Genomic DNA, 25,481 nt, shown 5'->3' with positions numbered 1-25,481 from the left:
CCACTCAACTCCCTTGTCCGGCAGTCGGCTTACGGAACGTCAGCAGCGCGACCGCGCTCACCGCGCAGGTCGCCGCCGCGTAGTACGCCGGGATGTCCACGCTGCCCGTCCGTTTGATCGTCTCCGTGATGATGAGGCCCGCGCAGCCCGAGAACACCGCATTGGACAGGGCGTAGGCGAGTCCCAGTCCGGTGTAGCGCACGCTCGTCGGGAACATCTCGGAGAGCATGGCCGGACCGGGCCCCGCCATCAGCCCGACGACCGCGCCCGCCGCGCAGACGGCGAGCCCCTTCGCCACGGTCGAAGTACCGGGGGCCTGGAGGAGGTTGAGCAGCGGCAGCGCCAGCACGGTCACCGACAGGGCGCCCGTGAGCATGACGGGCCGCCGGCCCACCCGGTCGCTGAGCCGGCCGGCCGGGAGGATCGTGGCCGCGAAGCCGAGATTGGCGAGCACAGTGGCCAGCAGCGCCTGCCGGAAGGTGGCATCCAGACTGTTCTGGAGGTAGGAGGGCAGCACGACCAGGAAGGTGTAACCGGCCGCCGCCCAGCTCATGACGCGACCGGCACCGAGCGCGATGGCCCGGGCGGTCTCGCGGACCGGCGGCCGGACCGGCGCCGTTCCCTCCTCGTTCTCCCGCCGGAAGGCCGGCGTCTCGTCCAGCCGCAACCGCAGCCACAGCGCGCCGAGGCCGAGCGGCAGGGTGGCCAGGAACGGCAGCCGCCATCCCCACGACTCCAGTGCCGCGGGGGAGAGGACGGTGGCGAGGAACGCGGCGGCCCCCGCCCCGCCGAGCAGCCCCAGTGCCACCGTGAACGACTGCCACGCCCCGTACAGTCCCCTCCTGCCGGCCGGCGCGGACTCCGTCAGCACCGACACCGCGCCGCCGAACTCCCCGCCCGCCGACAGCCCTTGGAGCACCCGGAGCAGCGTCAGCAGCCAGGGCGCGGCCGCGCCGACGGTGTCGTACGTGGGGAGCGCGCCGATCAGCGTCGTCGCGACCGTCATCAGGACGATCACCAGCACCAGCACCGGACGGCGGCCGACACGGTCACCGAGCCTGCCGAACAGGGCGGCGCCCACCGGCCGGAAGAAGAACGCCAGCGCGAACGAGGCGTACGTCCGCACGAGCGCCTCGGCCTCGCCGCCGCCCTCCGGTGTGAAGAAGCGCGCGGCGATGATCGTCGCGAAGTACCCGTACACCCCGAACTCGTACCACTCGATGAAGTTCCCCACGGCCCCCGCGAACAGGGCCCTGCGAGACCCCCCGGCCCGCACGGAACGGGGCCCCGGGCCGGGGGCGGGCGCTGTCATGCCGTCTCCTTCGCGGAGTGGGAACGGCCCGCCACCGAAAACCGCAAAATCGGCCGTCGAGCACGGGAAGTTGACTGTCCATCACCTTCAACGCGCGAGGTGGGCGGCTGGATGCGTCGCCACCCGGCCGCCCGATGTCACCCGACATGGCCATAGGTACCCCGACCGGCCTCCACTTCGGCTGCCAGAGGGCTACGCTCAATGACCTGTGCATCGTTGCGGACGACACGGGGAGGTAACGGAATGACGGAGGCTCGGCCCGACGGGGCAGCCTCGGCTTCCCTGTGGGAGCGCGACGCGGAGATCACCGCCGTCACGGAGGCGATCGACGAACTGTGCGTCGACAAGGCGTCCCCCGGCAGTGTGCTGGTCTTCACCGGTGAGGCGGGCGTCGGCAAGACCGCTCTCCTCACCGAGGCCCGCCGGATCGCCGAGGAGCGCGGCTGCCACGTCTGGTACGCACGCGGCGGCGAGACCGTCACCTCCGTTCCCTTCCACGTCGTACGGCAGTTGCTGCAGCCCGGACTGATGGGCCTGATGGAGGAGGAGACGCGCGAGTATCTGGGCGACTGGTACGACATCGCCGGACCCGCCCTCGGGCTGGCCGAGCCGGGCGAGGGCCAGGCGGACCCGCAGGGCGTGTGCGCGGGCCTCGTCGCCGCCGTGAACCGCCTCGTGCGCCGCGCCTGGCCGCTCGTCCTGCTGATCGACGACGTCCACTGGGCCGATCAGGAGACGTTGCACTGGCTGTCCACCCTGGCCGACCGTCTGACCGAGATGTGCGTCCTGGTCGTGGTGGCCCGCCGGCCCGGCGAGGCCACCGGCGAGCGCGCTCGCCACCTCAGCCGGATCGCCGCCAAGGCACGCCCCGTCACCACACTCCAGGCGCTCACCCCGAAGGCCACCGCGGGGCTCACCCGCGCCACGCTCGGCCGGCACGCCGACGACCCCTTCTGCCGGGAGGTGTGGGCGGTCACCGGTGGCAACGCGTACAACACCGTCGAACTGCTCGCCAAGGTGAAGGACTGCGGACTGGATCCGGTCGAGGACTCAGCCGGCGAACTGCGCGCCCTGAACCGCTCGGCGCGCGGCACCGGCCTCGTCGCCCGCCTGGAGGAACTGGGGGTCGAGGCCACACGGTTCGCGTGGGCCGCGGCCATCCTCCACACCGGGATCACCGTCGACATCGTGGCCCGTCTCGCCAGCCTGTCCCGGGCCTCGGCCGCGCAGTGCGCCGAGTTGCTGACCGCGGCCCGCATCCTCACCGCGCCGGATCCGGCCAACCGTCAGGCGAACGCCGGGGAGTTGGAGTTCGTCCACCCGCTGATCGCCACCGCCGTCTACGACTCGATCCCCGCGGGCATCCGCACCGCGTTCCACGGAGTCGCCGCGACGGCCGTCACCGAGTCCGGGCGCGGCGCCGCCGCGGCCTCCCGCCACCTCATCGAGGTGCATCCGGACGGCGAGGCCGAGCTGGTCGAGCAGTTGCGTGCCGCGGCGGCGGAACATCTGGCCGTGGGAGCCCCCGAGGCCGCCCGCCGCTGTCTGGAGCGCGCCCTGAAGGAGCCGCCGCAGCCGGACGTCCGGGTCCGCGTGCTCTACGAACTGGGCTGCGCCACCCTCCTGACCTCGCCCTCCACCACGATCGAATACCTCCGCTCGGCACTTGCCGCGCCGGGCCTCGACAGCGCCGAGCGCGTGGACGCGGTCTTCCGCCTCTCCCAGGTGCTGCTCCACAACGACCAGTTGCACGAGGCCGTCCGTACGCTGGACGCGGAGATCGGCCGGCTGGACCCCGGACCCTCCCGGATGCGGCTGCAGGCCGCGCGCTACATGTGGGAAGGCGTCCACGCCGGCGAGGAACTCCCACCGACCCATTCCCAGGAACTCGCCGACCTCGCGGCGACCTGCACAGGCCGGGACAACTCCGAACGCGCGCTGCTCATCCTCCGGGGCTTCGACGCGATGACACGGGGCGAGAACGCCGAGGAGGTGGTCGAGTTCTGCGACCGAGCCCTCGTCAACGGCCGCCTCGCGCCCGGACTCGGCTGGACCGACACCGAGTGGGGCATCGAACTGCTCCTGATGCTGGCCACCGCGTACGCCTACGCGGACCGCCTCGACCGGGCCGAGAGCCTGTACACCGAAGCCCTGCGCACCTACGAGTCCGCCGGCTGGAGCGGAGGCCACCTCGCGCTGGCCCACGCCTACGTCGGGCTCGGCCACCGCATGCGGGGCCGGCTCAGGGACGCCGAGGCCGCGCTGCGCCAGTCGCTCGTGCTCGCCGAGGGAGTCGGCCGCGGACTGCCCCTGTACTGGACCACGACCGCCAACCTCGTCGACACGCTGCTCGTGCGCGGCCACGTCGAGGAGGCCTGGGCGGTCGCCGAGCAGTACAACTTCGCGCCGCCGTACCCGTCCACCATCGTGCTGCCCGAACCGCGCTCCGTACGAGGGCGGCTGCTGCTCGCCATGGGGCGCACCAAGGAGGGCATCAACGAACTGGAGGCCGCCGAGAAGGCGACGGCGGCCCGGGGCCACCGCAACCCCGTCTCCGCCACCTGGGGCAGTGCCCTCGCACGGGCCCTCGCCACCGAGGACCCGCGCCGTGCCGCCGAACTCGCCGCGAGCGTCCGCCGCCGTGCCGAACGCTTCGGTACGGCCACCGCCATCGGCGAGGCCCTGCGCGTCGAGGCGTCCCTCGCCACCGGCCGCACGGCCGTCTCGCTCTACGCCCAGGCGGTCACGTACCTGGCGGCCTCGCCCTCCGCGTACGAGCACGCCGCGGCCCGCGTCGAGTACGGCACCGCCGGCCGCTCGGTCTCCGAACTCAACCGGGGGCTGACGCTCGCCGAGTCCTGCGGTGCCGACGGACTGGCCAGGCAGGCACGGGAGGAACTCGCCCGGCTCGGGTAGGGAGTGGGGGCCGGGGCCACGCCGGGCGTCCGCGATCGGGCGCCGCGATACGAGGTCCCGTCCGCGGTCGGGCGTCTCGACGCGAAGTCCCGTCCGAGGCCCGGTCAGTCCTGCCCCTCCTCCTCCGCCAACACTCGCTGCGCCGCCGCGAACGCCGAGTTCGCCGCCGGGACGCCGCAGTAGACCGCCGACTGGAGGAGGACGGCGGCGATGTCCTCCGGGGTGAGGCCGTTTCGGCGGGCCGCGCGGATGTGCATGGACAGTTCGTCGTAGTGGCCGTGGGCGATCAGCGCGGTGAGTGTGATCATGCTGCGTTCGCGGCGCGACAGCGTCGGATCGGTCCAGATCTCGCCCCACGCGTAGCGGGAGATGAAGTCCTGGAACCGGGCCGTGAACGGGGTCTGCCGGGACTGGGCGCGGTCCACGTGCGCATCGCCGAGCACCTGGCGCCGCACCTCCATCCCGCGCCGCGCGTACCCGTCGAAGTGCCCGCGCAGCGCGGCCAGTACGGCCTCCGGCCGCTCCGCCGGGGCGAGATGCGACGCCCCCGCGATCTCGGTGAGCGTCGCCCCGGGCACCGCGTCCGCGATCTCCCGCAGATGCGCGGGCGGCGTCGCCGGATCCTGTCGGCCGGCGACGAGGAGTGTGGGCGCGGTGATCCCGGCCAGCTCCTCGCGGATGTCGAACGCGGCGAGCGCGTCGCAGCACGCGGCATAGGCCTCCGGATCGGCCCGGCGGTGGTCCTCCACCAGCTCCGGCACGGTGAACCCGGGCGTGAACCACCGCGAGTCGGCCGTCTCCGCGAGCCCGGCCAGCCCCTGCCGCCCCTCCCGGCGCACCAGCTCCGCCCGCTCCCGCCACGGCTTGGCACCGTTGAAGTGGGCCGAGGAACAGAGCACGGCCAGGGAGGAGACCCGCTCCGGGTGGTGCGCCGCCAGCCACAGACCGACCGCACCGCCCAGGGAGACCCCCGCGTACGCGAACCGTTCGACACCCAGCGCGTCCGCCAGGCCCAGCACCAGGGCACCCAGGTCGGCCACCGTCGCCCCCGGCCCGATCAGCCCGGCGGAGGAGTCGCCGTGCCCCGGCAGGTCCCAGCGGACCACCCGGTGCGTGATCGACAGCTCGGGCGCCACCTTGTCCCAGAGCCGGGTGGACGTGCCGAGGGAGGGGCCGAGCAGCAGGGGAGGGGCGGAAGTCGGGCCTTCCGCACGGTGGTCGAGCAGCTTGTCGGTCAACGTCGCTCCAGTGCACGGTCGGTGAGGGATCCGGCGGAGCCGGTGTAACGGGTGGGATCCGTGAGGTCCGTGAGGTCGAGGTCCTTCAACTCCGGCTCCTCGGCGAGGAGTTCACCCAGCGAGCGCCCCTCCGCGTAGACGCGCTCGGCGGTCCGGGTCAGCAGTTCCTTGGCGCGGGCCCTGCCCAGCACCGGGGCCAGCGCGGCGGCCAGCCGCTCCGAGACGATCAGCCCGTGGGTGAGGTCCAGGTGCCGGCGCATCGCGCCGGGGTCCACCCGGAGCCCCTGCGTGAGCTCCACCGCGTCCCGGGCGGCGCCTCCGACCAGCCGGAGCAGCTCGCGCAACGGCTCCCACTCCGCGTGCCACGCCCCGGCCGGCCGCTCGTCCTCGGCCGCCAGCGCCCCGTACAGCGTCGCCGCCAGGTGGGGCGCCCGCCGGGCCGCCGCCGCGATGAGCGTCGACCGTACCGGGTTCGCCTTGTGCGGCATCGCCGACGAACCGCCCCCGCTGCCCTCGGCGACCTCCGCGATCTCGGTACGGGCCAGGGTGAGCACGTCCACCGCGAGCTTGCCCAGGGCGCCGGCGGTGAACGCCAGAGCTCCGGCCAGGTCCGCGATCGGGGTGCGCAGGGTGTGCCAGGGCAACTCGGGTGCGTGGAGGCCGAGTTCACGGGCGTAGGCGGCGGTCAGGGCCTGGGTGTCGGCCGCCCCGAAGACCGTGAACGCCGCCAAGGTACCTGCCGCGCCCCCGAGTTGGGCCGGCAGTGTCGCCCGTACGACGGCGAGCCGGTCCCGGGCGTCCAGGAGCAGCGAGCGCCAGCCGGCCGCCTTCAGACCGAAGGTGGTGGGCACGGCGTGCTGGGTGAGGGTGCGGCCCGGCATCGCCGTGTCCCGGTGCGCGGCGGCGAGCGCGGCCAGCGCGGACTCCGTACGGCCGAGGTCGGCCAGGACCAGGTCGAGGGTGCGCGCGGCGACCAGCATCGTCGCCGTGTCCATGATGTCCTGGCTGGTGGCACCCCGGTGCACGTACGGACCGTACTCGGGGCCGACCGCCTCGGTGAGGTCCGCCACCAGTGGGATCACCGGGTTGCCGCCGCCGCGCGCGCGTTCCGCGAGGGAGCGGACGTCCGGGGTCGCGGCGTCCGCCGCCGAGGTCACCGCGGGCCCGGCCGCGGCGGGGACCAGCCCCAGCGTGGCCTGGGCGCGGGTCAGCGCGGCCTCGGCGTCGAGCAGCGCCCGCAGATGGGCGGTGTCGCTCGTCGCGGCCGCGGCCGGGGAACCGGCCCACCCGGGGGAGAGCAGACCGGTGTCGGCGTCAGCAGAAGTCACTGGAACTCCAGGAAGACCGTTTCGCCTTCGCCCTGAAGGCGGATGTCGAAACGGTAGGTGCCGTTGCCCCGGTCCTCGGCGATCAGCGTGCCCCGGCGCGCCTCGTCCACACGGGACAGCAGCGGGTCCGCGGCCAGTGCGGCGTCGTCGCCCGGCAGGTAGATCCGGGTGAACAGGTGGACCAGCAGGCCCCGGGCGAAGACGCACACGCTGAGGTAGGGCGCGTTCCGCCCGCGCGCGCCGGGCCGCAGCGTACGCGCGGTCCAGTGACCGCTCGCGTCGGCCTGGACGCGGCCCCAGCCGGTGAACTCCACACCGTTGCGGCCCAGGAAGCCACCGCTCGCGGCGTCGCGGCGCATGGACCCGTCGACGCGGGGGACGTTGCCGTCCGGGTCGGGACCCCACAGCTCCAGGAAGGCGTCCGGCAGCGGGTTGCCCTCGCCGTCCAGGATGTGGCCCTGGAGGGAGATGGTGTCGGGGTGGCCGAGGGGAGCGATGTCGTCGCCGCCGGGGAAGGGCAGGGCGTGGCCGTAGAAGGGCCCGACCGTGTGCGACGGGGTCGGGAGGACGGTCTCCGGACGACTGGTGTCGATCTTCGTCATGGCAGGTCAGCGCCCTTCTTCGATCCAGGTGGCCTTCGGGCCGTCGAGGACGATGTCCCAGACGTAGCCCATCGAGAACTCCGGTACGGACAGGCTGTGGTCGTACGTCGCGACCAGCCGCTGCCGGGCGGCGTCGTCGGTGACCGACTGGATGATGGGGTCGTAGGGGAAGAGCGGGTCGCTCGGGAAGTACATCTGTGTCACGAGCCGTTGGGTGAACGCCGTGCCGAACATCGAGAAGTGGATGTGGGCCGGCCGCCAGGCGTTGAGGTGGTTGCGCCACGGGTAGGGGCCCGGCTGGATCGTCGTGAAGTGGTAACGGCCGTCGTCGTCCGTCAGCGTGCGGCCCACGCCGGTGAAGTTCGGGTCCAGCGGCGCGTCGTGCTGCTCGCGCTGGTGGGCGTAGCGGCCCGCCGAGTTGGACTGCCAGATCTCCACCAGCTGGCCGCGCAGCGGGCGGCCGTCGCGGTCGAGGAGGCGGCCAGTGAGCGTGATCCGCTCACCGATCGGCTCGCCGCTGTGCTGCCGGGTCAGATCGTTGTCGATCTCGGTGATGTCCCGCTCCCCGAAGGCGGGGGAGAACAGCTCCACCAGCTCCGGGTCCTTGGTGACGTCGATGGAGATCGGCGGCTGCTTCGGGTGCCGCAGCACCGAGGACCGGTAGGGCGTGTAGTCGCGGCGCGGATGGTGCTCGACCGGCGCCCCGCCGGCGACCCGCTTCTCGTAGGCCGTGTGTTCGACGGCGATTTCCTGGTCGATGTCGTGCTGGGTGAGGGTCATGAGTGGTGTCCCTGGGGGTTCCTGACGTTCACGTCAAAAGGCGGGATGGGTGCGGCGCCCCTGAGGGGCGCGGGGAACTGCGTTACCGGTGATGAACGACCGGCAGTCGCGGACACGGCTCAGCGCCGCAGAACGCGGGCGAGCCCTTGCCCCACGCCGATGCACAGCGTGGCGGCACAGACGCCCGAGCCCTTGTGGGTCGGCTGATGCGCGACGGTTCCGGCCGGTCGCATGCGCGATGGTTCCGGCCGGTCGCGCCCCCGACGAACTCGCGGACCGCCTTGGGCGGCGAGGCCGGCGAGACGCCGTCGTGGCCGTCGTGGCCGTCGTTCGCCCTGATGCTCGAATGGCCCCACGGTTGTTCGAGACGACGCCGGGGGCGTCGCGCCGTCCGGCACATCGGCCACCGCCTCCAGGGCTGTGGCGACCACCTTGTCCATCCGTGAGGCCCCATCTCGTCCGCGCACCCGGTGACCGGTTAATCAGGGCACTGAGCATTTGGGTGAAGTTTCCTTCACGCTGCCACTCGTCGGCTCCCTCGTCAAGAGCTGCGAAAAAGGCCAGGTCGGATCCGTACGCCATATGGACAGACGTCGAGGCGTGGCGGGTATCGTTCAGTGCACGGATGAATTGCCGAGCCCGAGTCGAGGAGTGCACATGGCCGCGGTGGACCTCTCCACCCACCCCGGGCACCTGGCCCGACGGCTGCAGCAGGCCCACTATCTGCTGTGGAACGTGATGGTCTCCGAGGAGATCACCTCGCCGCAGTTCGCGGTCCTCAACACCCTCGTCGCCGAACCGGGGCTCGACCAGCGCACGGTGGGGGAGCGGGTGGGGCTCGACCGGTCCACGATGTCCGAGGTCATCAGCCGCCTCGGGCGCCGGGGGCTCCTCGACAAGGTGCGTGATCCGCAGGACGGGCGACGGTTCCTGCTGCGGCTCACGGACGACGGGCTGCGGATCCATCGTCGGCTCACGGTGCGGACGGCGCGGATGAACCAGGTGTTCCTGGCCCCGTTGTCGGCGGAGGAGCAGGGCGTGTTCTTCGAGCTGATCCGGCGGGTGGCCGACGCGGCGGAGGAACTGCGCAGCCCGACGGAGGCGCTCCGCTAGCCCCGTCGGCCCCGCCGAGCCCTCCGCCGGCTCCGCCAGGCGTTCGGCTACGAGCGGTCGGCGGTGTACACCACCCATACCTGGCCCTCGGCGAAATTCATCGGCTCGCCTTCCGTCGTCGTGAACCGTGTGCCGTCGTTCGCCGTCCTCCGCTCCCAGTCCGCGTCGAAGATCTTGCCGTCCCGCAGGACCTCCGCGCGGCCCGAGCCGACCGTCTCCGTGTACGGGGTGTTGTTGCCGAGGAAGTCGCGGAACTGCGACGGGCGGACGGTCACGTGCTGGACGACCACCGTGGCCGGGGCGACACGGACGTCGTCGGTGGTGACCGTCGGTCTGCCGTCCATCGAGACCTGCCAGCGGCGGCTGTCGTCGGACCAGGTGAAGGTGAAGCGGGCGGCCGGATAGCGGACGGTGCGGGAGTCCTCGGGGGTGCCGCCCGAGGGGGCGGGGCCGTAGCGGAAACCGGTGGTGAGGGCGTCGGCGCCGGGCGGGGCATCGAGGAGCTTCCCGGGGCGCAGGTACAGGTTGTGCGGCGCGGGCTTGTCGTCGCCCCGGAAGTAGGCGGCTCCGGCGTCCTCGGGGGTCTTCGCGTGCAGGGGCGCCCTGCCGATCAGCGGCAGGAGCTTGCTCTGCGCTCCCGAGAAGGCCAGGGTCGGCTCGTCGAACTGGCGCAGCAGCTCCAGGTCGGATTCGCGGGCGCTGCGCACCGGTCCGACCACCTCGGGGAACCGGGTGGCGTACACGGCCATCAGCCGGCTGAGGCCGCCCTCTACCTGCTCGGCGTAGACGATGTCCGCGGCGTCGAGGCCGGTCTGGGGGCGGGCGGCGGAGACGTTGTCGATCTTCACGGCGAGCGCGGACCCGGCCGGCGGGGCGCCGGTCCGGTCGTCCCTGCGATCGCTGCCCTGCCCCTGTCCGTCGTCGTCGCTCCCGGTCGTGGTGCAGCCTGCCAGCAGGGTGCCCGCGACCACCGCGGCGAGCAGTGCCCCCGCGGTCGCGCCGCGCCGGGCGCGCCGCGTCCAGGACCCCTTGCACACCGTGCCCCTTCCGCCCATCCCGACCATCCGGCTTGTCCCACTCATCTCACTCATCCCGCTCATGATGCATCCGATTGTGCACTTATCTGTTTATCAATGGCCATAGTGGATTGTTTCTGACTGGTTCGGGGGTGAGGGGTCGGGTACTCGGGCGGAAACCTGCTGACCGAGGTGCGGGAACGGAGTGTGGGCACGATGAAGGCAGTGACCTGGCAGGGCAAGCGGGACGTGCGGGTGGAGAACGTGCCCGATCCGGTGCTGAAGGAGCCGACCGACGCGATCATCCGGATCACCTCCACCGGGCTCTGCGGCTCCGACCTGCACCTGTACGAGGTGCTCACTCCGTTCATGACGCCGGGCGACATCCTCGGTCACGAACCCATGGGCATCGTCGAGGAGGTCGGTGCGGGGGTCCCCGATCTGGCGGCCGGTGACCGGGTGGTCGTACCGTTCCAGATCGCCTGCGGCAGCTGCTGGATGTGTCTCACCGGGCTCCCCACCCAGTGCGAGACCACCCAGTGCACCGGCGAGGGCATGGGCGCGGCCCTCTTCGGCTACACCCGGCTGTACGGCTCGGTCCCCGGGGCCCAGGCCGAGTACCTGCGCGTCCCGCAGGCCCAGTTCGGACCGATCAAGGTGCCGGAGGGGCCGCCCGACGACCGCTTCCTCTACCTCTCCGACGTGCTTCCCACCGCTTGGCAGGCGGTCGAGTACGCACACGTCCCGCCCGGCGGCAGCGTCGCGGTGCTCGGCCTCGGGCCCATCGGCGACATGGCCTGCCGGGTGGCTCTCCAGCGCGGAGCCGAGCAGGTGTTCGGGGTGGATCTGGTGCCCGAGCGGCTCAGCCGGGCGCGCGAGCGGGGCGTGGAGACCTTCGACCTCAGGGACTTCGACAACGAGAAGGAACTGGTCGGTGCCATCCAGGACCGGACCGCCGGCCGCGGCCCCGACTCCGTGATCGACGCCGTCGGCACCGAGGCCCATGGCAGCGCGGCCGCCCGGCTAGCCCAGAACGCGACCGGACTGCTGCCCCGGGCCATCGGCTCACGGCTCACGGAGCGCCTCGGCGTGGACCGGCTCGCCGCCGTCTACACCGCCATCGAACTCGTACGACGCGGCGGCACGATCTCCCTCTCCGGCGTCTACGGCGGCAAGGTCGACCCGCTGCCCCTGCTCACTCTGTTCGACAAGCAGATCCGGCTGCGCATGGGCCAGGCCAACGTCCGTACCTGGAGCGACGACATCCTGCCCCTGCTCACGGACGACGACCCCCTGGGCGTCGACGACTTCGCCACCCACCGGGTGCCGCTCACCGACGCCCCGCACGCCTACGAGATGTTCCAGCGCAAGCAGGACGGGGCGGTCAAGGTACTGATGGAGCCCTGAGCGTCACCGGTTCGTGCCGGGGCCGAGGATCCGCGCCAGGTCGTAGTTCACCGGCTCCTCCAGCTGCGCGTAGGTGCAGCTCTCCGCCGTGCGGTCCGGGCGCCAGCGCCGGAAGCGGGCCGTGTGGCGGAAACGGACACCGTTCTCCATGTGGTCGTACGCCACCTCGGCGACGTGGTCGGGGCGCAGCGGCACCCAGGAGAAGTCCTTCTTCGTGGACCACCGGCTCGGGGCGCCGGGCAGCCGCGCCGTCTCGTGCGCCGCCTCCTCGGCCCAGGCGGCCCAGGGGTGTTCCCGGACGTCCTCCAGCCGCAGCGGCTCCAGCTCCTGCACCAGCTCCGCGCGCCGCTTCATGGGAAAGGCCGCGCACACGCCGATGTGCTGGAGCGTGCCCCCGTCGTCGTAGAGGCCCAGCAGCAGCGAGCCGACCACCGGTCCGCTCTTGTGGAAGCGGTACCCGGCGACCACCACGTCCGCTGTCCGCTCGTGCTTGATCTTGAACATGGCCCGCTCGTCCTGCCGGTAGAGCAGGGTGAGCGGCTTGGCGATCACCCCGTCCAGGCCCGCCCCCTCGTACTGCTCGAACCACTGTTCGGCCAGCTTGCGGTCCGTGGTCGCCGGTGCGAGGTGCACCGGGGCGCTCACCCCGGCCAGGGCGAGCTCCAGCAGGGCGCGCCGGTCGGTGAGCCGGACGTCGAGCAGCGACTCGTCGTTCAGTGCGAGCAGGTCGAAGGCGATGAAGGAGGCCGGGGTCGTCCCCGCCAGCATCCGGACGCGGGAGTCCGCGGGGTGGATCCGCTCGGTGAGGGCGTCGAAGTCCAGCCGCCGCCCGTCGCGGACGATCACGATCTCGCCGTCCAGCACGCAGCGCGTCGGCAGCCGCTCCCGCAGGGCCGCCACCAGCTCGGGGAAGTACCTGGTCAGCGTCTTGCCGGTACGGCTGCCGATCTCGACTTCGTCCCCGTCGCGAAACACGATCGCCCGGAACCCGTCCCACTTCGCCTCGTAGTGCATGTCCGGCGGGATCTTCGCCACGGACTTGGCGAGCATCGGTTTCACGGGCGGCATCACCGGAAGATCCATGCCTTCGATTCTGCGACCGCCAGGGAGTCGCCGCGCGGCGAACTTCGCCGCATACCGGGACCTTCAGTGAGTCGAAGGTCCCGGTATGCGGCATTCGGTCCTTCCGCCTACCGTGGCTCGCATGGGTGAAGCGGTGGACCTGGAGGCGGCGGGGCGGACGGTACGGCTGTCCAGCCCGGGCAAGATCTTCTTCCCGGAGCGCGGCTTCACCAAGCTGGACCTCGCCCGGTACTACATCGCCGTCGGCCCCGGCATCCTGCGGGCCCTGCGCGACCGGCCCACCACCCTGGAGCGCTACCCCGAGGGCGTGACGGGCGAGAACTTCTTCCAGAAGCGCGCCCCCAAGAACATGCCCGACTGGATCCCCACCGCGCACATCACCTTCCCCAGCGGCCGCAGCGCGGACGAGATGTGTCCCACCGAGGTCGCCGCCGTCGTCTGGGCCGCCCAGTTCGGCACGCTCACCTTCCACCCCTGGCCCGTCCGCCGCGCTGACGTCGACCGCCCCGACGAACTCCGCATCGACCTCGACCCGCAGCCCGGCACCGACTACGCCGACGCGGTCCGCGCCGCGCACGAACTGCGGGAGGTCCTGCACGAATACGGCGGTCTGCGCGGCTGGCCCAAGACCTCCGGCGGCCGCGGCCTGCACGTCTTCGTACCGATCCGGCCCGACTGGACCTTCACCCAGGTACGCCGGTCGGCCATCGCCGTCGCCCGCGAACTGGAGCGCCGGATGCCGGAGCAGGTGACCACGGCCTGGTGGAAGGAGGAACGCGGCGCGAAGATCTTCGTCGACTACAACCAAACCGCCCGCGACCGGACCATCGCCTCCGCCTACTCCGTACGCCCCCGCCCGCACGCCCCCGTGTCCGCGCCCCTCACCTGGGACGAGGTGGGTGTCGCCGTACCGCGCGACTTCGACCTGGGGACGATGCCGGGGCGGTTCGCCGAGGTCGGTGACGTCCACGCCGACATGGACGAGCACGCGTTCTCCCTGGAGGCGCTGCTGGAACTGGCGGCGCGGGACGAACACGACCACGGGCTGGGGGACCTGCCGTATCCGCCGGAGTACCCGAAGATGCCGGGCGAGCCCAAGCGGGTGCAGCCGAGCAGGGCGAAGAAGGCGTGACGGTGGCCCGCACCCGGCGCGGGTACGGGCCACCGACGTTCCCGCACTTCCTTGATGTCGACGTTCCCTACAGTTCCTTGATCCGGATGTCCCGGTAGGAGACGACGTCCGTCGTGCCGTGCACCTGGAGTCCGAGGTAGCCGGAGGCGAACCGTCGTCCGTCCGTGCCCGGGTCGTCCGAGCGGGGCGGGGTGAAGTCCTGGCCGCCGGTGTTGTCGAACTCGTTGATCAGGACACCGTTGCGGTAGACCGAGTAGTGCTGGTCGACCACCCTGATCTCGTAGTCGTTCCAGGTGCCCTTCTGGGTGACGCCCGCACCGGCGAGCCCGACCCGGTCGAAGCCGTATACCGACCCCGTCTTGTACATGTCGCCGTCGGGCCGGTCCAGGACCTGCACCTCATGGCCGTACTTGATGGCCACCCACTCCGGCCGCGACTCCTCCGGATGGTCGAGGACCGACGGGAAGCGCACGAACACACCGGAGTTGGCGTTGCCGGTGCCGGGTGCGTCGTCCCGCCACTGGAGGCGCAGAGAGAAGTCGCCGTACTTCCGCTCCGGGAACCACAGCATGCCGAGCCCGGCCTTCGTGGTCCCCGAGGTGATCGAGCCGTCGCCGTTCAGGCCGAACGAACCGCCGCCCACCTGCTGCCACTTGGCGAACGACTCGGCCGTGCCGTCGAGGATCGTGCGGTAGCCCTCCGTCTGGCCGGGCCTGCCGATCCCGGACTCCTCCGCCGCCTCCTTCACGGCCGTGTGCTCACGCAGGTCGACGACCCCTTCCCGGAACAGTTTGTCGAGAACGGTGTCCACGTGCTTCAGGAACAGGGCGTGGGAGGTCCACTCCTTCTCGTCCTCGATCAACTCGTTGATCCGGCACCGGTTGTTCGTGACCCGGTTCGGCACCCCCGAGTCGACCGTGCCGACGAAGACCGTCAACCGCTCGTCGTACTCGGCGCAGTTGGGCGTGGGAACCCCGCCGCCTGCGACGACGGTGAAGCTGACCGAGCGCGCGGCGGCCGTGTTGCCCGCCTTGTCGCTCGCCCGGTACGCGACCGTGTGGGTGCCCGCCCGGTCGACCACCACGGGCGCGGAGTACGCGAGGTAGGGGCCGCCGTCCAGCGAGTACTCGACGGCCGCGACACCGGACCCGCCGTGGTCCGTGGCGCTGACGGTGACCTTGGCGCTCCTCAGGTACGCGCCGGCGGAGTTCCGGTCGCCCTCGACGGTCACGCCCGTCACCGGGGCAGTGGTGTCCTCGGTCGGTGGGGCGACGACGGTGAAGCCGACGCTCTTCTCCGCCGCCACGTTCCCCGCCTTGTCGGTGGCCCGGTAGCGCACCTTGTGCGTGCCGACGTCGTGCACCATCACGGGCGCGGTGTACGGCTGCCAGGCCCCCGAGTCGCCGAGCGCGTACTCGATGGTGTTGACTCCCGACCCGGTGTCCGAGGCGGAGACGGTGACCGTCGCCATCGAGACGTAGTCGCCCTGGGGGTTCCTCTCACCGGCCACCGTCGCCGAGGTCTCCGGCGCGGTCGTGTCGTCGGTCGGCGGCGCCACGACCGTGAACCCGACGCTCTTCTCGGCCGCCGTGTTGCCCGCCTTGTCGACCGCCCGGTAGCGGACCTTGTGCGTGCCGACCTGGTCGATCACCACGGGCGTGGTGTACGGCAGCCAGGCCCCGGCGTCACCGATCGCGTACTCGACCCGCTCGACCCCCGAACCGCCGGTGTCGGTCGCGCTCACCGCCACGGACGCCGAACCGACGTACGCGCCCTGGGAGTTCTGCGTTCCGGTGACCTTCGCCGAGGTCTCCGGCGCGGTGGTGTCCTCGCCGGTGCCCTCGGTCACCACCAGGATGCCCTGCATCTGTCCGTGGCCCGGGATCGTGCAGTAGTAGCGGTAGCGGCCGGGGGCGAGCGTGACCTCGGCGGTGTGGCGGCCGCCCTGGTCGTCCCCGGGGTTGGCGAGGATGTTGAGCGGCACGTCGTTGTTGTACTCCGGGTCGGAGACGTCGAACGTCAACGTGTGCGGCATCCCCATGGTGTTGCCGGTCGCCTTGCTGTTCTCGAACACGACGGTGGCCGGACCCGCCACCGCGGTCCGCGGCGCCGTCAGGTACTTGGTGATGTCGTCACCGGCGGTCCAGGTGAGCACCTGGGCGGCGGCCTTCTCCCGCACCCCGTCCGTGCGGCCGGACGCGGGCGTCGACGTGAGCCCCAGGACCATCAGCAGGGCCGCCAACAGAGCTGCCCACAAACGTCTTTCCCGCATCACTCCGCCTTCCTCGCCAGCTCGTCGGCCGCCGGTGTCGGACCGCCGCCCGTGTAGGTGACGCGCCACAACGCCGACTTGGCGTCCGAGGTGAAGAAGCCGCGCCCGTAGTCCAGGACGTACAGCGCGCCGTCCGGACCGAACTTCCAGTCCATGAGGTTCCTGATGCCGTCGGCACCGACCGGCACGATCTTCTTCAGGGACTCCGCGTGGACCGGGAGCCCGCCGCCGCCCTGGTTCTTCGGGTCCATGACCACCGCGTGGCGCGGCTGGTCGGCGTCGTAGAAGTCGCCGACGAACCACTTGCCGTCCCAGTAGGCGGGCCAACGGACGGAGTTGTCGCCCGACTCGGAGTACCGGTAGACCGGACCGTTCATGGTGGCCTGGCCGCCGCCCTTGAGCCACGGCAGCAGGTACGTGGCCTCCTCGTTCTTGTAGGAGGGGATGCCGCTGGCGTCCCGGGGGAAGTCCGGGGCGCCGCCCTGCGGTGCGTACCAGATGTTGTTGCCGGTCACCGGGGGCAGGTTGACCAGCCCGTCGTTGTTCGGGGACTCGTTCTTCGGGTGGTCGCAGTCGTACCAGCCGAGCGGCTGCGACGGGTCCGGCAGGTTGCGGTCCCGGTAGGGCTGCTTGTTGCCCATGCAGTACGGCCAGCCCCGGTTGCCCGCCTCGGTGATGGCGGCGAAGGTGTCGTACTTGGCGGGTCCCCAGGTCGTCGACGGCGCGCTCGCGTCCGGGCCGACCCAGCCGGCGTAGAGGACGTCGGTCTGCCGGTCGACGAAGATCCGGGCGGGGTTCCTGACGCCCATCACGTAGATCTCGCCGCGGGTCTTGCCGCCGCCCTCGGCGGTCTCCTTGCCGGTGAAGAGGTTCCCGGCGGGCAGGGTGTAGGTGCCGTCGGGCTCCGGATGGATGCGGAGGATCTTGCCGTTGAGGTTGTTGGTGTTGCCGGCGGTGCGGCGCGCGTCGGCGAAGGAGACGCCCTTGTAGTTGGGCTGGGGATTGTTGCCCGAGTAACCGGCGCTGAAGCCGCTGGAGTTGTTGTCTCCCGTCGCGATGTACAGGTTGCCCTTGGAGTCGAAGCTCATCCCGCCGCCCGCGTGACAGCAACTGTGGATCTGCACCGGCCACTTGAGCAGGACCTTCTCGCTGCCCAGGTCCAGCTTGTTGTTCGCGAGGTCGAGGGTGAAGCGGGAGACGCGGCGCTCGGCCATCCGGGTGTCACGATCGATCCGCGCGTGCGGTGTGTAGTGCAGGTACACCCAGCCGTTCTGTTGGAAGCCGGGGTCCAGCTCGATGCCCAGCAGGCCCTCCTCGACCTTGATCAGCTCGTCGCCGCCGCCCTTGTTGCCGAAGACGGTGAGGGCGCCCGCGAGGGTGACCTTCTTCGTCCGCGGGTCGTAGACGTGGACCTCGCCCTTGCCCTTGCCGATGTCGGGGTCGTTCCAGTCGGTGACCACGGGCTGGGAGGAGTCGGCGCCGCCCCGGCCGATGTACAGGACCCGCCCGTCGGGTGCGGTGACCAGGCCGTGCGGTTCACCGATCTGGTCGTTCTGCCCGGGCTGGTTGGGCCGGGTCAGCCGCTCCGCCTTGTAGTTGGCGGTGATGGTCGCCTTGCAGTCCGCCCGCGCGAGGCGGGAGGTCCACAGCAGGGCGCCGCGCAGATGTGTACGGAAGTCGGTCTCGTCGTACGCGGAGACGGTTCCGCCCATGCCCGTGTAGAAGGAACGGCCGCCGTCGTAGTCGCGGCACCAACTCACCGGGTGGTCCCAGCCGTTGGCGCCGGTGCCCGGCTGGTAGGTCGACTCGCGGACCCGGGCCACGGTGTGCACGGAACCCGAGGGGTTCTTCGTCCAGTTGAGCCACTTGTCGGGCCGTTTCCACTGTGCCGGCAGGTCCTTGGTGGCCGGGTGCCGCCGGTCACCGACCTCGACCGTCGCCCGCTGTACGGCCGTCGGGCTGGACGCCGCCGGACGGGCACCGATCAGCCCGGTGAACCAGTCCGAGTACGGTTCGGCGCGGGCCGCGTCATGGACGCCGACGAAACCGCCGCCCGCCTCCATATAGGTCTCGAGGCCCGCCTCCTGCTCGGGATCCAGGACGTCACCGCCGCCGGTCAGGAAGACGACGGCGTTGAAGCCGCTCAGCCGGGTCTCGTCGGTGAAGACGGAGGCGTCGTCGGTGGCGACGACCCCGAAGCGCTCCGCGGCCGGTCCGGACAGCCCGATCCGTTCGATCGCCTCGATCCCGGCGTTCACGACGGGCGACTCCTCCCCGGGGGCCGCGGAGCCGTGGAAGATCAGCACCCGAGGGCCGGAGCCGCCCGGCGGAGACTTGATCGACATCGTTGTCAGCGGTGGTTCCGGCGCCGGTCGCGCCTGGGCCGCGGGGCCCGACAGAAGTCCCGCGGTGACGACCGAGGCGGTCAGGGTGGCCGCCCAGGCCCGTCTCTTCGCGTCGCTCAACCCTCGTAAGTACATGGGCACCTCCTCGGTCACAGCAACAGCGCCAAGGAAGCTAGCCCGCTTCGACGCGACTCGCCAAGAGCTATGACCGGAATGGTCTGAACTTTGTCCTGGGTGTGGATAAACGGTCGCGCGGCCGCTACCGTCTCACAGGTTGATCACAGCTGCGTCTCCGCAAGATCCGTATCGGCGTGGGGAGTTCCGCATGGACGGAATGGACAGACGAGGGTTCAACCGGCGGATGCTGCTGGGTGGAGCGGCCGCCGCGACATCGTTGTCCGTGGCCGTCGAGACCGTCGGCACCTCCGGGTCCGCGAGCGCCGCCACGCAGGCGAGGACGGCCCCGGCGGGCGGCGTGGTCCGGCACATCAAGATGTACGCCGAGAAGCTGCCCGACGGACAGATGGGCTACGGCCTGGAGAAGGGCAAGGCCTCGATACCGGGTCCGCTGATCGAGCTCAACGAGGGTGACACCCTGCACATCGAGTTCGAGAACACGATGGATGTGGCGGCGAGCCTGCACGTCCACGGCCTGGACTACGAGATCTCCAGCGACGGCACCAGGCAGAACCGGAGCGACGTCGAACCCGGCGGCACCCGCACCTACACCTGGCGCACCCACGCCCCCGGCGCACGCAAGGACGGCACCTGGCGTGCGGGCAGCGCCGGTTACTGGCACTACCACGACCATGTCGTCGGCACCGAACACGGCACGGTCGGCGTCCGCAAGGGTCTCTACGGCCCTGTCATCGTCCGCCGCAAGGGCGATGTGCTGCCCGACAAGACCGTCACGGTCGTCTTCAACGACCTGCTCATCAACAACAAGCCCGCGCACTCCGGGCCCAACTTCGACGCGACCGTGGGCGACCGGGTCGAGTTCGTCGTCATCACGCACGGCGAGTACTACCACACCTTCCACCTGCACGGTCACCGCTGGGCCGACAACCGCACCGGCATGCTCACCGGCCCCGACGACCCCAGCCAGGTCATCGACAACAAGATCGTCGGCCCCGCCGACTCCTTCGGCTTCCAGGTCATCGCGGGCGAAGGGGTGGGAGCGGGCGCCTGGATGTACCACTGCCACGTCCAGAGCCACTCCGACATGGGCATGGTCGGCCTGTTCCTGGTGCGCAGGACGGACGGCACGATCCCGGGGTACGAGCCGCACACGCCGCACGGCGAGCAACAGGCGGGCGGGGCCGACGTCGCCGACGGGGCGGATGGGGCCGACGAGGCGGCGGGGTCCGGCGGGTCGCACCACCACTGAGCCCTCGGCGGACGGCCGCCGTCGGGAGCGCTCTCAGGGGACTCCTGCCCGGGGCTATCCTGGGCGGAGCCGCCCCGAGGAGTGTTCCGCAGTGACCGAGACAGCGTCGCGTCCCACGTTGGAGGCCGTGGCCGCGCGCGCCGGGGTGTCCAGGGCAACCGTCTCGCGGGTCGTCAACGGCGGCGAGGGCGTGCGGGAACCCCTGGTCGAGCGGGTGCGGAAGGCGGTCGAGGAGCTCGGATACGTGCCCAACCAGGCCGCCCGCAGCCTCGTCACCCGACGACACGACGCCGTGGCCGTGGTGATCGCCGAGCCGGAGACCCGGGTCTTCGCCGATCCCTTCTTCGCCCTGCAACTCCGGGGCATCAGCAAGGAACTGACCGCGCACGACTCACAGCTCGTGCTGCTGCTCACCGAGGGCCCCGAGGACTACGCCCGGGTGGGGCGGTATCTGGCGGGCGGACACGTCGACGGGGCGCTCGCGTTCTCGCTGCACCTCGACGATCCGCTGCCCGCGCTGATCCGGGGCGCCGGCGTCCCCACCGTGTTCGGCGGCCGTCCCGGCTGGGCGGACGGCGCACGCGGCGACACGACCACCGTGTACGTCGACAGCGACAACCGGGGCGGCGCGCGGGACGCCGTACGCCATCTCGTCGGCCTCGGCCGCACCCGGATCGCCCACATCACCGGGCCCCTGGACCAGACCTCCGCCGTGGACCGGCTCGACGGGTTCCGGGACGTCATGGTGGACGCCGACCCCCGGCTGATCGTGGAGGGCGACTTCACCCCGGCGGGCGGGGAGCGGGCGATGCGGGAACTCCTCGGCCGCTGCCCCGAGTTGGACGCGGTCTTCGCCGCCAACGACGTCTCCGCGTCCGGCGCGCTGCGGGTCCTGCGGGAACTCGGGCGCCGGGTTCCCGAGGACGTCGCCGTGGTGGGCTTCGACGACATGCTGCCGGTGGCCGAGCAGTCCGACCCACCGTTGACGACGGTCCGTCAGGACATAGAGGAGATGGGCCGGTTGATGGCCCGACTGCTGCTGCGGGGCCTCGAACGGCGAGCCCCCGACGAACAGGCCGGTCGGGGCCCGGCCGGCACGCCGACCAGCGTGGTCCTGCCGACCACCCTGGTACGGCGCGCCTCCGCGTAGGCCGCCCGGCTCAGGCGCCCACCGTCACCGTGAACCGGCGCGGATTGCCGTCGTGGGCCGCGCCCGACACGTCGGGCTGCCCGTCGGGCCGTACGTCGTCGTACGGAAAGGCGTACCCGATGGGCGAGTTGGCGTGCACCACGCGTGACCAGTGGTTCGTCACCGCCCCCTGGTAGTAGTCGGCGGCCGTCACCCCGTTCGGCTGGGTGGGGTGGGTGAGCATGATCGAGCGGTTGAAGCCTGCGGCGAGCCGGGCGAGCAGGGCCTTCCTGGTGTCGGGGTCGCCGGGGTTGTTGGCGAACGGGCCGTGGTTGCAGGTGAAGATGTCCTTCGAGGTCGGCTTGGTGAAGGAGTGGCCGCCGGCGAAGGTGAGGGTGTCGCCGGAGACCCGCCCGGTGAGGACGCCCCGGCCGCCCTGGAGGTCGATCCTCAGGTCCTGCGTCCGGTACTTCGCCCACACCTGGTCGATGTAGGAGTTCCAGTAGGAGCGGAACGGCATCTGGTCGGGCCGGTCGAAGTACGGGGCCATCAGGTTCTGCGGTGAGACGACCCGCAGCACCCTGCCGTCACCGCGCCGGATGACGAGCCGGTCCCAGGGCTGACCGTCCCGCGCCGCCTGCGCCACCAGATCGGCGGCGATCCGTTCCACCGCCCCGTCGGGCAGCGGGGCGACCGTGTGCGTGCCGTCGCCCTCCAGCGTCAGCCCGATCGGGAGGGCCGTCACCAGGTCGACGTAGCTGATGTTGGCGAACAGTTGCGTGGGGTTGAACGTGAACTCGCAGAACGACCAGGTCTTGCCGTAGTTGGCGTCGGCGGGCGTCGCGAAGGCGGGCTCGACCAGGGCGGGCCCCGGGTTGAGGAAGAACTCCAGGCTGCTGTCCCGCACGAAGTAGACCCGCGCGCCGAACATCTGAGGAAGCGTCAGCACCTTGGGTGCCGAGCCCGCCGCGCCGAGCGGGATCGCGCAGTCGACCGGAAGCGGCGTCTGGGGTGCCGACGGTGAGGTCGGCCGGTAGACGCTCCCGTCGGCCCGCAGCAGCACCCAGGCGCCCGTCGACTGCTCGTGCCCGGTGACGTATGCGCGGACCGTGCCTGGCAACGAGGCATTGCGCAGGACGAGTTGGCAGGTCGCGGGCGCGGCCTGGGCGGGTGAGCCGAGGGCACCACCGACGGCGGTGGCGCCGACGGCGCCGGCGGCCGTGGACAGGAACGTACGGCGGGAGATCACGATGGCCTCCTGGGACGTGGGGGAGTGGAGGCACAGCGGACGGGGCCCCTGCTGTGGTTCCCCCACTGTTCCCAGGGGAAGTTGAGTCGTCAAGACTTATGACTGAGAGCGCTCTCAAGAACATGGCTGAGTTCATGAACTGACGACAAGTCGAACGGCGTTCGGCCTCACGGTGAGGCGGAGTCCCGGCCTCGCGGCGGTCCTATCCCTGCGGCTGCTCGCTCTTGATGACCGCGAACCGCGCCCCGTACGGGTCGGTGAGCTTGGCGAAACGCCCCGCGCCCGGGAGGTCGTTGGCCGGCGGCCGGACGCCGCCGCCGTGCTCCAGCGCCCGGCTCACCGCGGCGTCCGCGTCCGCCACCTCGAAGTACGCCAGCCAGTACGGTCCGGACCCCGCCTGGCTCGGGTCCTCGTCGATCGGCACGATGCCGGCGAACATCGAACCCGGTTCGGCACCCGCCGGGTGCACACAGATGTAGCTGCCGCCGCCCACGTCGATCGCCGAGGTCTCCCAGCCGAAAACGGAGTTGAAGAACCCGGCCGCCGCGGGCAGATCCGGTGTGTACAGCTCCAGCCAGCACAGCGCGCCCGGGTCCGTGACGACGTCGAGCCCCTGGACGCGGCGGGGCTGCCACACGCCGAAGGGCACCCCCGCCCGGTCGGCGAGGATCGCCATACGGCCCTCGTCCGCCACGTCCATGGGCCGCATCCGCACGGAACCACGGGCCTGCTCGACCGCCTCGGCCGTGGCGTCCGCGTCGGGCGTGCGGAAGTAGATGTTCCAGGACGGCGGGCCCTGCTCCGGGGGATTCTGCATGCCCGCCGCGGCGGTACGGCCGTCGAGCCGCAAGAAGCCGAAGCCGCCCAGCTCGGGGCCGGCCGACTCGAACCGCCAGCCGAAGAGGTGGTGGAAGAAGGAGACGGCGCCCTCGATGCCGGGGGTCCCGAGGCCGACCCAGTTCGGGGCGCCGGTGACATGGCGGGTGGTGAGCATGACTGCGCTCCTCTGCAGAGGTCCGAGGGGCCGGTTGCCCGTGGTGCCGGGTCTGGCACCGCGTACGCGCGACCGCCCGCGCATCGGCCGGACGCGCCCCGGACGCGCAGTGGAAGCGGGCGCACGCCGCCTCCCGTACGCCGCCTCCAGCGCGCCGCCGTGTGTCCCCCTGGTCGGCGAGGGGACCATGGAGCCCCGGAGCCCCGGAGCCCCGGAGCGCCGCGTTGATGGCGCGTTGATCGAACGTTTTTCGGTGCCCGGCACGATGCTGGGCATGCACAACGACACGATCACCCCGATCGACCGTGCCTGGCAGGAGCGGGCGCTGTGTGCGCAGACGGGGGCAGACTTCTTCTTTCCCGAGCCCGGCAGCTCGGTGCGTGAGGCGAAGCGCATCTGCGGTATGTGCGAGATGCGCACCGCGTGTCTCGAGTACGCGCTGTCCAACGACGAACGGTTCGGTGTCTGGGGCGGGCTCTCCGAGAAGGAGAGACTGCGTCTGCGGCGCACCGAGAACGGCTGACCGGGCCGCCGGTGAACGCGGTGCCGGCTCGGCGCGGCCACCTGTCGGACCGGTCATAAAATCGGTGGGGCTCGCCCGGAGTGGCCGCATAGGATCCGGGGGCGCGGTCCGGACGTAGCGCAGAGGCAGGCGCACCGCCTTGTCAGGGCGGAAACGCCGGTTCGAATCCGGTCGTCCGGACCTCGCTTCACAGTGGCGCACCGCGCCCGACGCACGGCGCCGCGCCGCTTCGGGGACCGCGTGGGCCGGGGGACAGCCGCGACACGGCACGGGACACGCGGGGCGGGGCACGCATGAGCGACGACGACGGCACCAGCGCCGACGGCGGCATCACCGAGGAAGAACTGGCGGCCTTCCACCGTACGGTCGGCCGGCTGAAGGCGCTGCCCGTGGACGACCCGGTGCGGCTACGGACCGAGCGGGTCGCCGCGTCCTTCGCACGCGACGGGTGGAAGCGCCGCCGCAAGGCACTCGGCGCCGAGAAGTCCGCCGCGGACGCCGCCGTGATGGCCGCGACCGCCACCGGAGCCCTGGACCGGCGCGAGGACGCCCCGCTGTCGGAACAGGCGGCGGGCGACGGGGGAGTTCTGCGCAAGTCGCGCCACTGCTATGTCTGCAAGGCGTCCTATCGACAGGTCGACTCCTTCTACCACCGGCTGTGCCCGGACTGCGCCGCCGACAACACCGCCCGCCGCGCCCTCGGCACCGACCTGAGCGGGCGCCGCGCGCTGCTCACCGGCGGCCGGGTGAAGATCGGCTTCCAGCTGGCGCTGATGATGCTGCGCGACGGCGCCGAACTGCTCGTCACCAGCCGCTTCCCGCACGACACCGTGCGCCGCTTCCGCGCCGAGCCCGGCAGTGAGAAGTGGCTCGACCGGCTGACCGTCGTCGCCGTCGACCTGCGGGACCCGCGCCAAGTACTGGGCCTGTGCGAGCAGTTGCGGCAGGAGGGTGAACCCCTCGACATCCTGGTCAACAACGCGGCCCAGACCGTACGGCGGCCGCCGGAGTCGTATGCGCTACTGGCCGCCGGGGAGTACGACGCGCTGCCCGAAGGGGCGCGGCAGGCACCGGGGTTCACCCCGATGCGGATGCTGGGGGCCGGCGCCGCCACCCTGCCCGTCGTGTTGCGCGAGGCCGACGAGGCCGGGTTGCTGCCCGACCCCGCCCCGGAGAACTCCTGGTCGGCGCGGCTGGGTGAACTGGACCCGGCGGAGGTCCTGGAGACCCAGCTGGTCAACTCCCTGGCCCCGGCGCTCCTCTGCGACCGCCTGCTGCCGCTGCTGCTCGCGGCCCCCCGCCCCCGCCGTTACGTGGTCAACGTGACCGCCGTCGAGGGCCGTTTCGCCGTGCGGAACAAGACGGCCGGGCATCCGCACACCAACATGGCCAAGGCCGCCCTCAACATGCTCACCCGCACCAGCGCCGCCGAACTCGCGGAGCGGGGCGTCCACATGTGCGCCGTCGACACCGGTTGGATCACCGACGAGAACCCCGCGCCCAAGAAGGGCCGCATGGCAGGCGCCGGGTTCCGCACCCCGCTCGACATCATCGACGGCGCGGCGCGCGTCTACGACCCGATCGTGCGCGGCGAGACCGGCGACCCGGTGTCGGGAGTGTTCCTCAAGGATTATCGGGAGGCGGAGTGGTGAGGG

General features: G+C 71.7%; 19 protein-coding genes and 1 tRNA gene. 9 read left to right on the top strand and 11 right to left on the bottom strand.

What is annotated here, in order from left to right; genetic code table 11:
- Positions 1–4: 4 nt before the first annotated feature.
- On the bottom strand, positions 5–1,312 hold the full coding sequence (locus P8T65_RS06880) for an MFS transporter (RefSeq protein WP_316724472.1): 1,308 nt from the start codon (positions 1,310–1,312) through the stop codon (positions 5–7).
- Positions 1,313–1,555: 243 nt separating this feature from the next.
- On the opposite strand from P8T65_RS06880, the gene P8T65_RS06875 reads away from it, so the two are divergent.
- A complete protein-coding gene (locus P8T65_RS06875) occupies positions 1,556–4,228 on the top strand; it encodes an AAA family ATPase (RefSeq protein WP_316724471.1) in 2,673 nt (890 codons plus the stop codon).
- A 104-nt stretch (positions 4,229–4,332) separates the two neighbouring features.
- Here P8T65_RS06875 and pcaD read toward each other — a convergent pair whose 3' ends face one another.
- The 4 genes from pcaD to pcaH are packed head-to-tail and all read right to left on the bottom strand — an operon-like array spanning position 4,333 to position 8,176.
- A complete protein-coding gene (gene pcaD, locus P8T65_RS06870; RefSeq protein ID WP_316724470.1) occupies positions 4,333–5,466 on the bottom strand; it encodes a 3-oxoadipate enol-lactonase in 1,134 nt (377 codons plus the stop codon).
- Positions 5,463–6,794, bottom strand: a complete 1,332-nt coding sequence (pcaB, locus tag P8T65_RS06865) for a 3-carboxy-cis,cis-muconate cycloisomerase (protein WP_316724469.1) — start codon at positions 6,792–6,794, stop codon at positions 5,463–5,465. The genes pcaD and pcaB overlap by 4 nt, the downstream gene beginning before the upstream one ends.
- Positions 6,791–7,396, bottom strand: coding sequence for a protocatechuate 3,4-dioxygenase subunit alpha (gene pcaG, locus P8T65_RS06860; protein WP_215454179.1), 606 nt, complete (start codon positions 7,394–7,396; stop codon positions 6,791–6,793). Before pcaG ends, pcaB begins: the two co-directional genes overlap by 4 nt.
- 6 nt (positions 7,397–7,402) lie before the next feature.
- A complete protein-coding gene (gene pcaH / locus P8T65_RS06855; RefSeq protein WP_316724468.1) occupies positions 7,403–8,176 on the bottom strand; it encodes a protocatechuate 3,4-dioxygenase subunit beta in 774 nt (257 codons plus the stop codon).
- 657 nt (positions 8,177–8,833) lie between these two features.
- Between pcaH and P8T65_RS06850 the strand changes: the two genes are divergently transcribed.
- A complete protein-coding gene (locus tag P8T65_RS06850) occupies positions 8,834–9,289 on the top strand; it encodes a MarR family transcriptional regulator (protein ID WP_316724467.1) in 456 nt (151 codons plus the stop codon).
- Between the two features lie 47 nt (positions 9,290–9,336).
- Here the strand turns inward: P8T65_RS06850 and P8T65_RS06845 are convergent, their stop codons facing one another.
- The gene (locus tag P8T65_RS06845) at positions 9,337–10,344 is read right to left on the bottom strand and encodes a DUF3048 domain-containing protein (RefSeq protein ID WP_316731508.1); all 1,008 of its coding nucleotides are present in this window, start codon (positions 10,342–10,344) and stop codon (positions 9,337–9,339) included.
- A gap of 177 nt (positions 10,345–10,521) precedes the next feature.
- Between P8T65_RS06845 and P8T65_RS06840 the strand changes: the two genes are divergently transcribed.
- On the top strand, positions 10,522–11,712 hold the full coding sequence (locus P8T65_RS06840) for a zinc-dependent alcohol dehydrogenase (protein ID WP_316724466.1): 1,191 nt from the start codon (positions 10,522–10,524) through the stop codon (positions 11,710–11,712).
- Positions 11,713–11,715: 3 nt separating this feature from the next.
- Here the strand turns inward: P8T65_RS06840 and P8T65_RS06835 are convergent, their stop codons facing one another.
- Positions 11,716–12,795, bottom strand: coding sequence for an ATP-dependent DNA ligase (locus P8T65_RS06835; protein ID WP_316724465.1), 1,080 nt, complete (start codon positions 12,793–12,795; stop codon positions 11,716–11,718).
- A gap of 121 nt (positions 12,796–12,916) precedes the next feature.
- Between P8T65_RS06835 and ligD the strand changes: the two genes are divergently transcribed.
- Positions 12,917–13,927 (top strand): non-homologous end-joining DNA ligase, encoded by a 1,011-nt coding sequence (ligD, locus tag P8T65_RS06830; RefSeq protein ID WP_316724464.1) that lies wholly within the window; start codon positions 12,917–12,919, stop codon positions 13,925–13,927.
- A 67-nt stretch (positions 13,928–13,994) separates the two neighbouring features.
- Here ligD and P8T65_RS06825 read toward each other — a convergent pair whose 3' ends face one another.
- Entirely contained in the window at positions 13,995–16,199 is a 2,205-nt protein-coding gene (locus P8T65_RS06825) for an OmpL47-type beta-barrel domain-containing protein (protein WP_316724463.1), read from the bottom strand.
- A complete protein-coding gene (locus tag P8T65_RS06820; protein ID WP_316724462.1) occupies positions 16,199–18,679 on the bottom strand; it encodes a ThuA domain-containing protein in 2,481 nt (826 codons plus the stop codon). Before P8T65_RS06820 ends, P8T65_RS06825 begins: the two co-directional genes overlap by 1 nt.
- A 199-nt stretch (positions 18,680–18,878) precedes the next feature.
- On the opposite strand from P8T65_RS06820, the gene P8T65_RS06815 reads away from it, so the two are divergent.
- Positions 18,879–19,931, top strand: a complete 1,053-nt coding sequence (locus P8T65_RS06815) for a multicopper oxidase domain-containing protein (RefSeq protein ID WP_316731507.1) — start codon at positions 18,879–18,881, stop codon at positions 19,929–19,931.
- A gap of 91 nt (positions 19,932–20,022) precedes the next feature.
- Complete coding sequence (locus P8T65_RS06810; protein ID WP_316724461.1) at positions 20,023–21,081, top strand: LacI family DNA-binding transcriptional regulator; 1,059 nt, start codon at positions 20,023–20,025, stop codon at positions 21,079–21,081.
- 10 nt (positions 21,082–21,091) lie between these two features.
- On the opposite strand, the gene P8T65_RS06805 is transcribed toward P8T65_RS06810, so the two are convergent.
- Together P8T65_RS06805 and P8T65_RS06800 are read right to left on the bottom strand one after the other, a co-directional pair.
- The gene (locus P8T65_RS06805; RefSeq protein WP_316724460.1) at positions 21,092–22,309 is read right to left on the bottom strand and encodes a glycoside hydrolase family 64 protein; all 1,218 of its coding nucleotides are present in this window, start codon (positions 22,307–22,309) and stop codon (positions 21,092–21,094) included.
- Between the two features lie 202 nt (positions 22,310–22,511).
- Entirely contained in the window at positions 22,512–23,303 is a 792-nt protein-coding gene (locus P8T65_RS06800) for a VOC family protein (protein ID WP_316724459.1), read from the bottom strand.
- Positions 23,304–23,568: 265 nt separating this feature from the next.
- Here P8T65_RS06800 and P8T65_RS06795 point away from each other — a divergent pair, with 265 nt between their 5' ends.
- The 3 genes from P8T65_RS06795 (at position 23,569) to P8T65_RS06785 (ending at position 25,478) form a co-directional block, all read left to right on the top strand.
- On the top strand, positions 23,569–23,826 hold the full coding sequence (locus P8T65_RS06795; RefSeq protein WP_184903970.1) for a WhiB family transcriptional regulator: 258 nt from the start codon (positions 23,569–23,571) through the stop codon (positions 23,824–23,826).
- A 108-nt stretch (positions 23,827–23,934) separates the two neighbouring features.
- Positions 23,935–24,006, top strand: a tRNA-Asp gene (locus tag P8T65_RS06790).
- A gap of 113 nt (positions 24,007–24,119) precedes the next feature.
- Positions 24,120–25,478, top strand: a complete 1,359-nt coding sequence (locus P8T65_RS06785; RefSeq protein ID WP_316724458.1) for an SDR family NAD(P)-dependent oxidoreductase — start codon at positions 24,120–24,122, stop codon at positions 25,476–25,478.
- Positions 25,479–25,481 lie beyond the last annotated feature (3 nt).

This window comes from Streptomyces sp. 11x1 (assembly GCF_032598905.1).
Lineage (GTDB): Bacteria > Actinomycetota > Actinomycetes > Streptomycetales > Streptomycetaceae > Streptomyces.
Note: the sequence above shows the minus strand (reverse complement) of the source record. Positions and strands in the feature narration are given on the sequence as shown.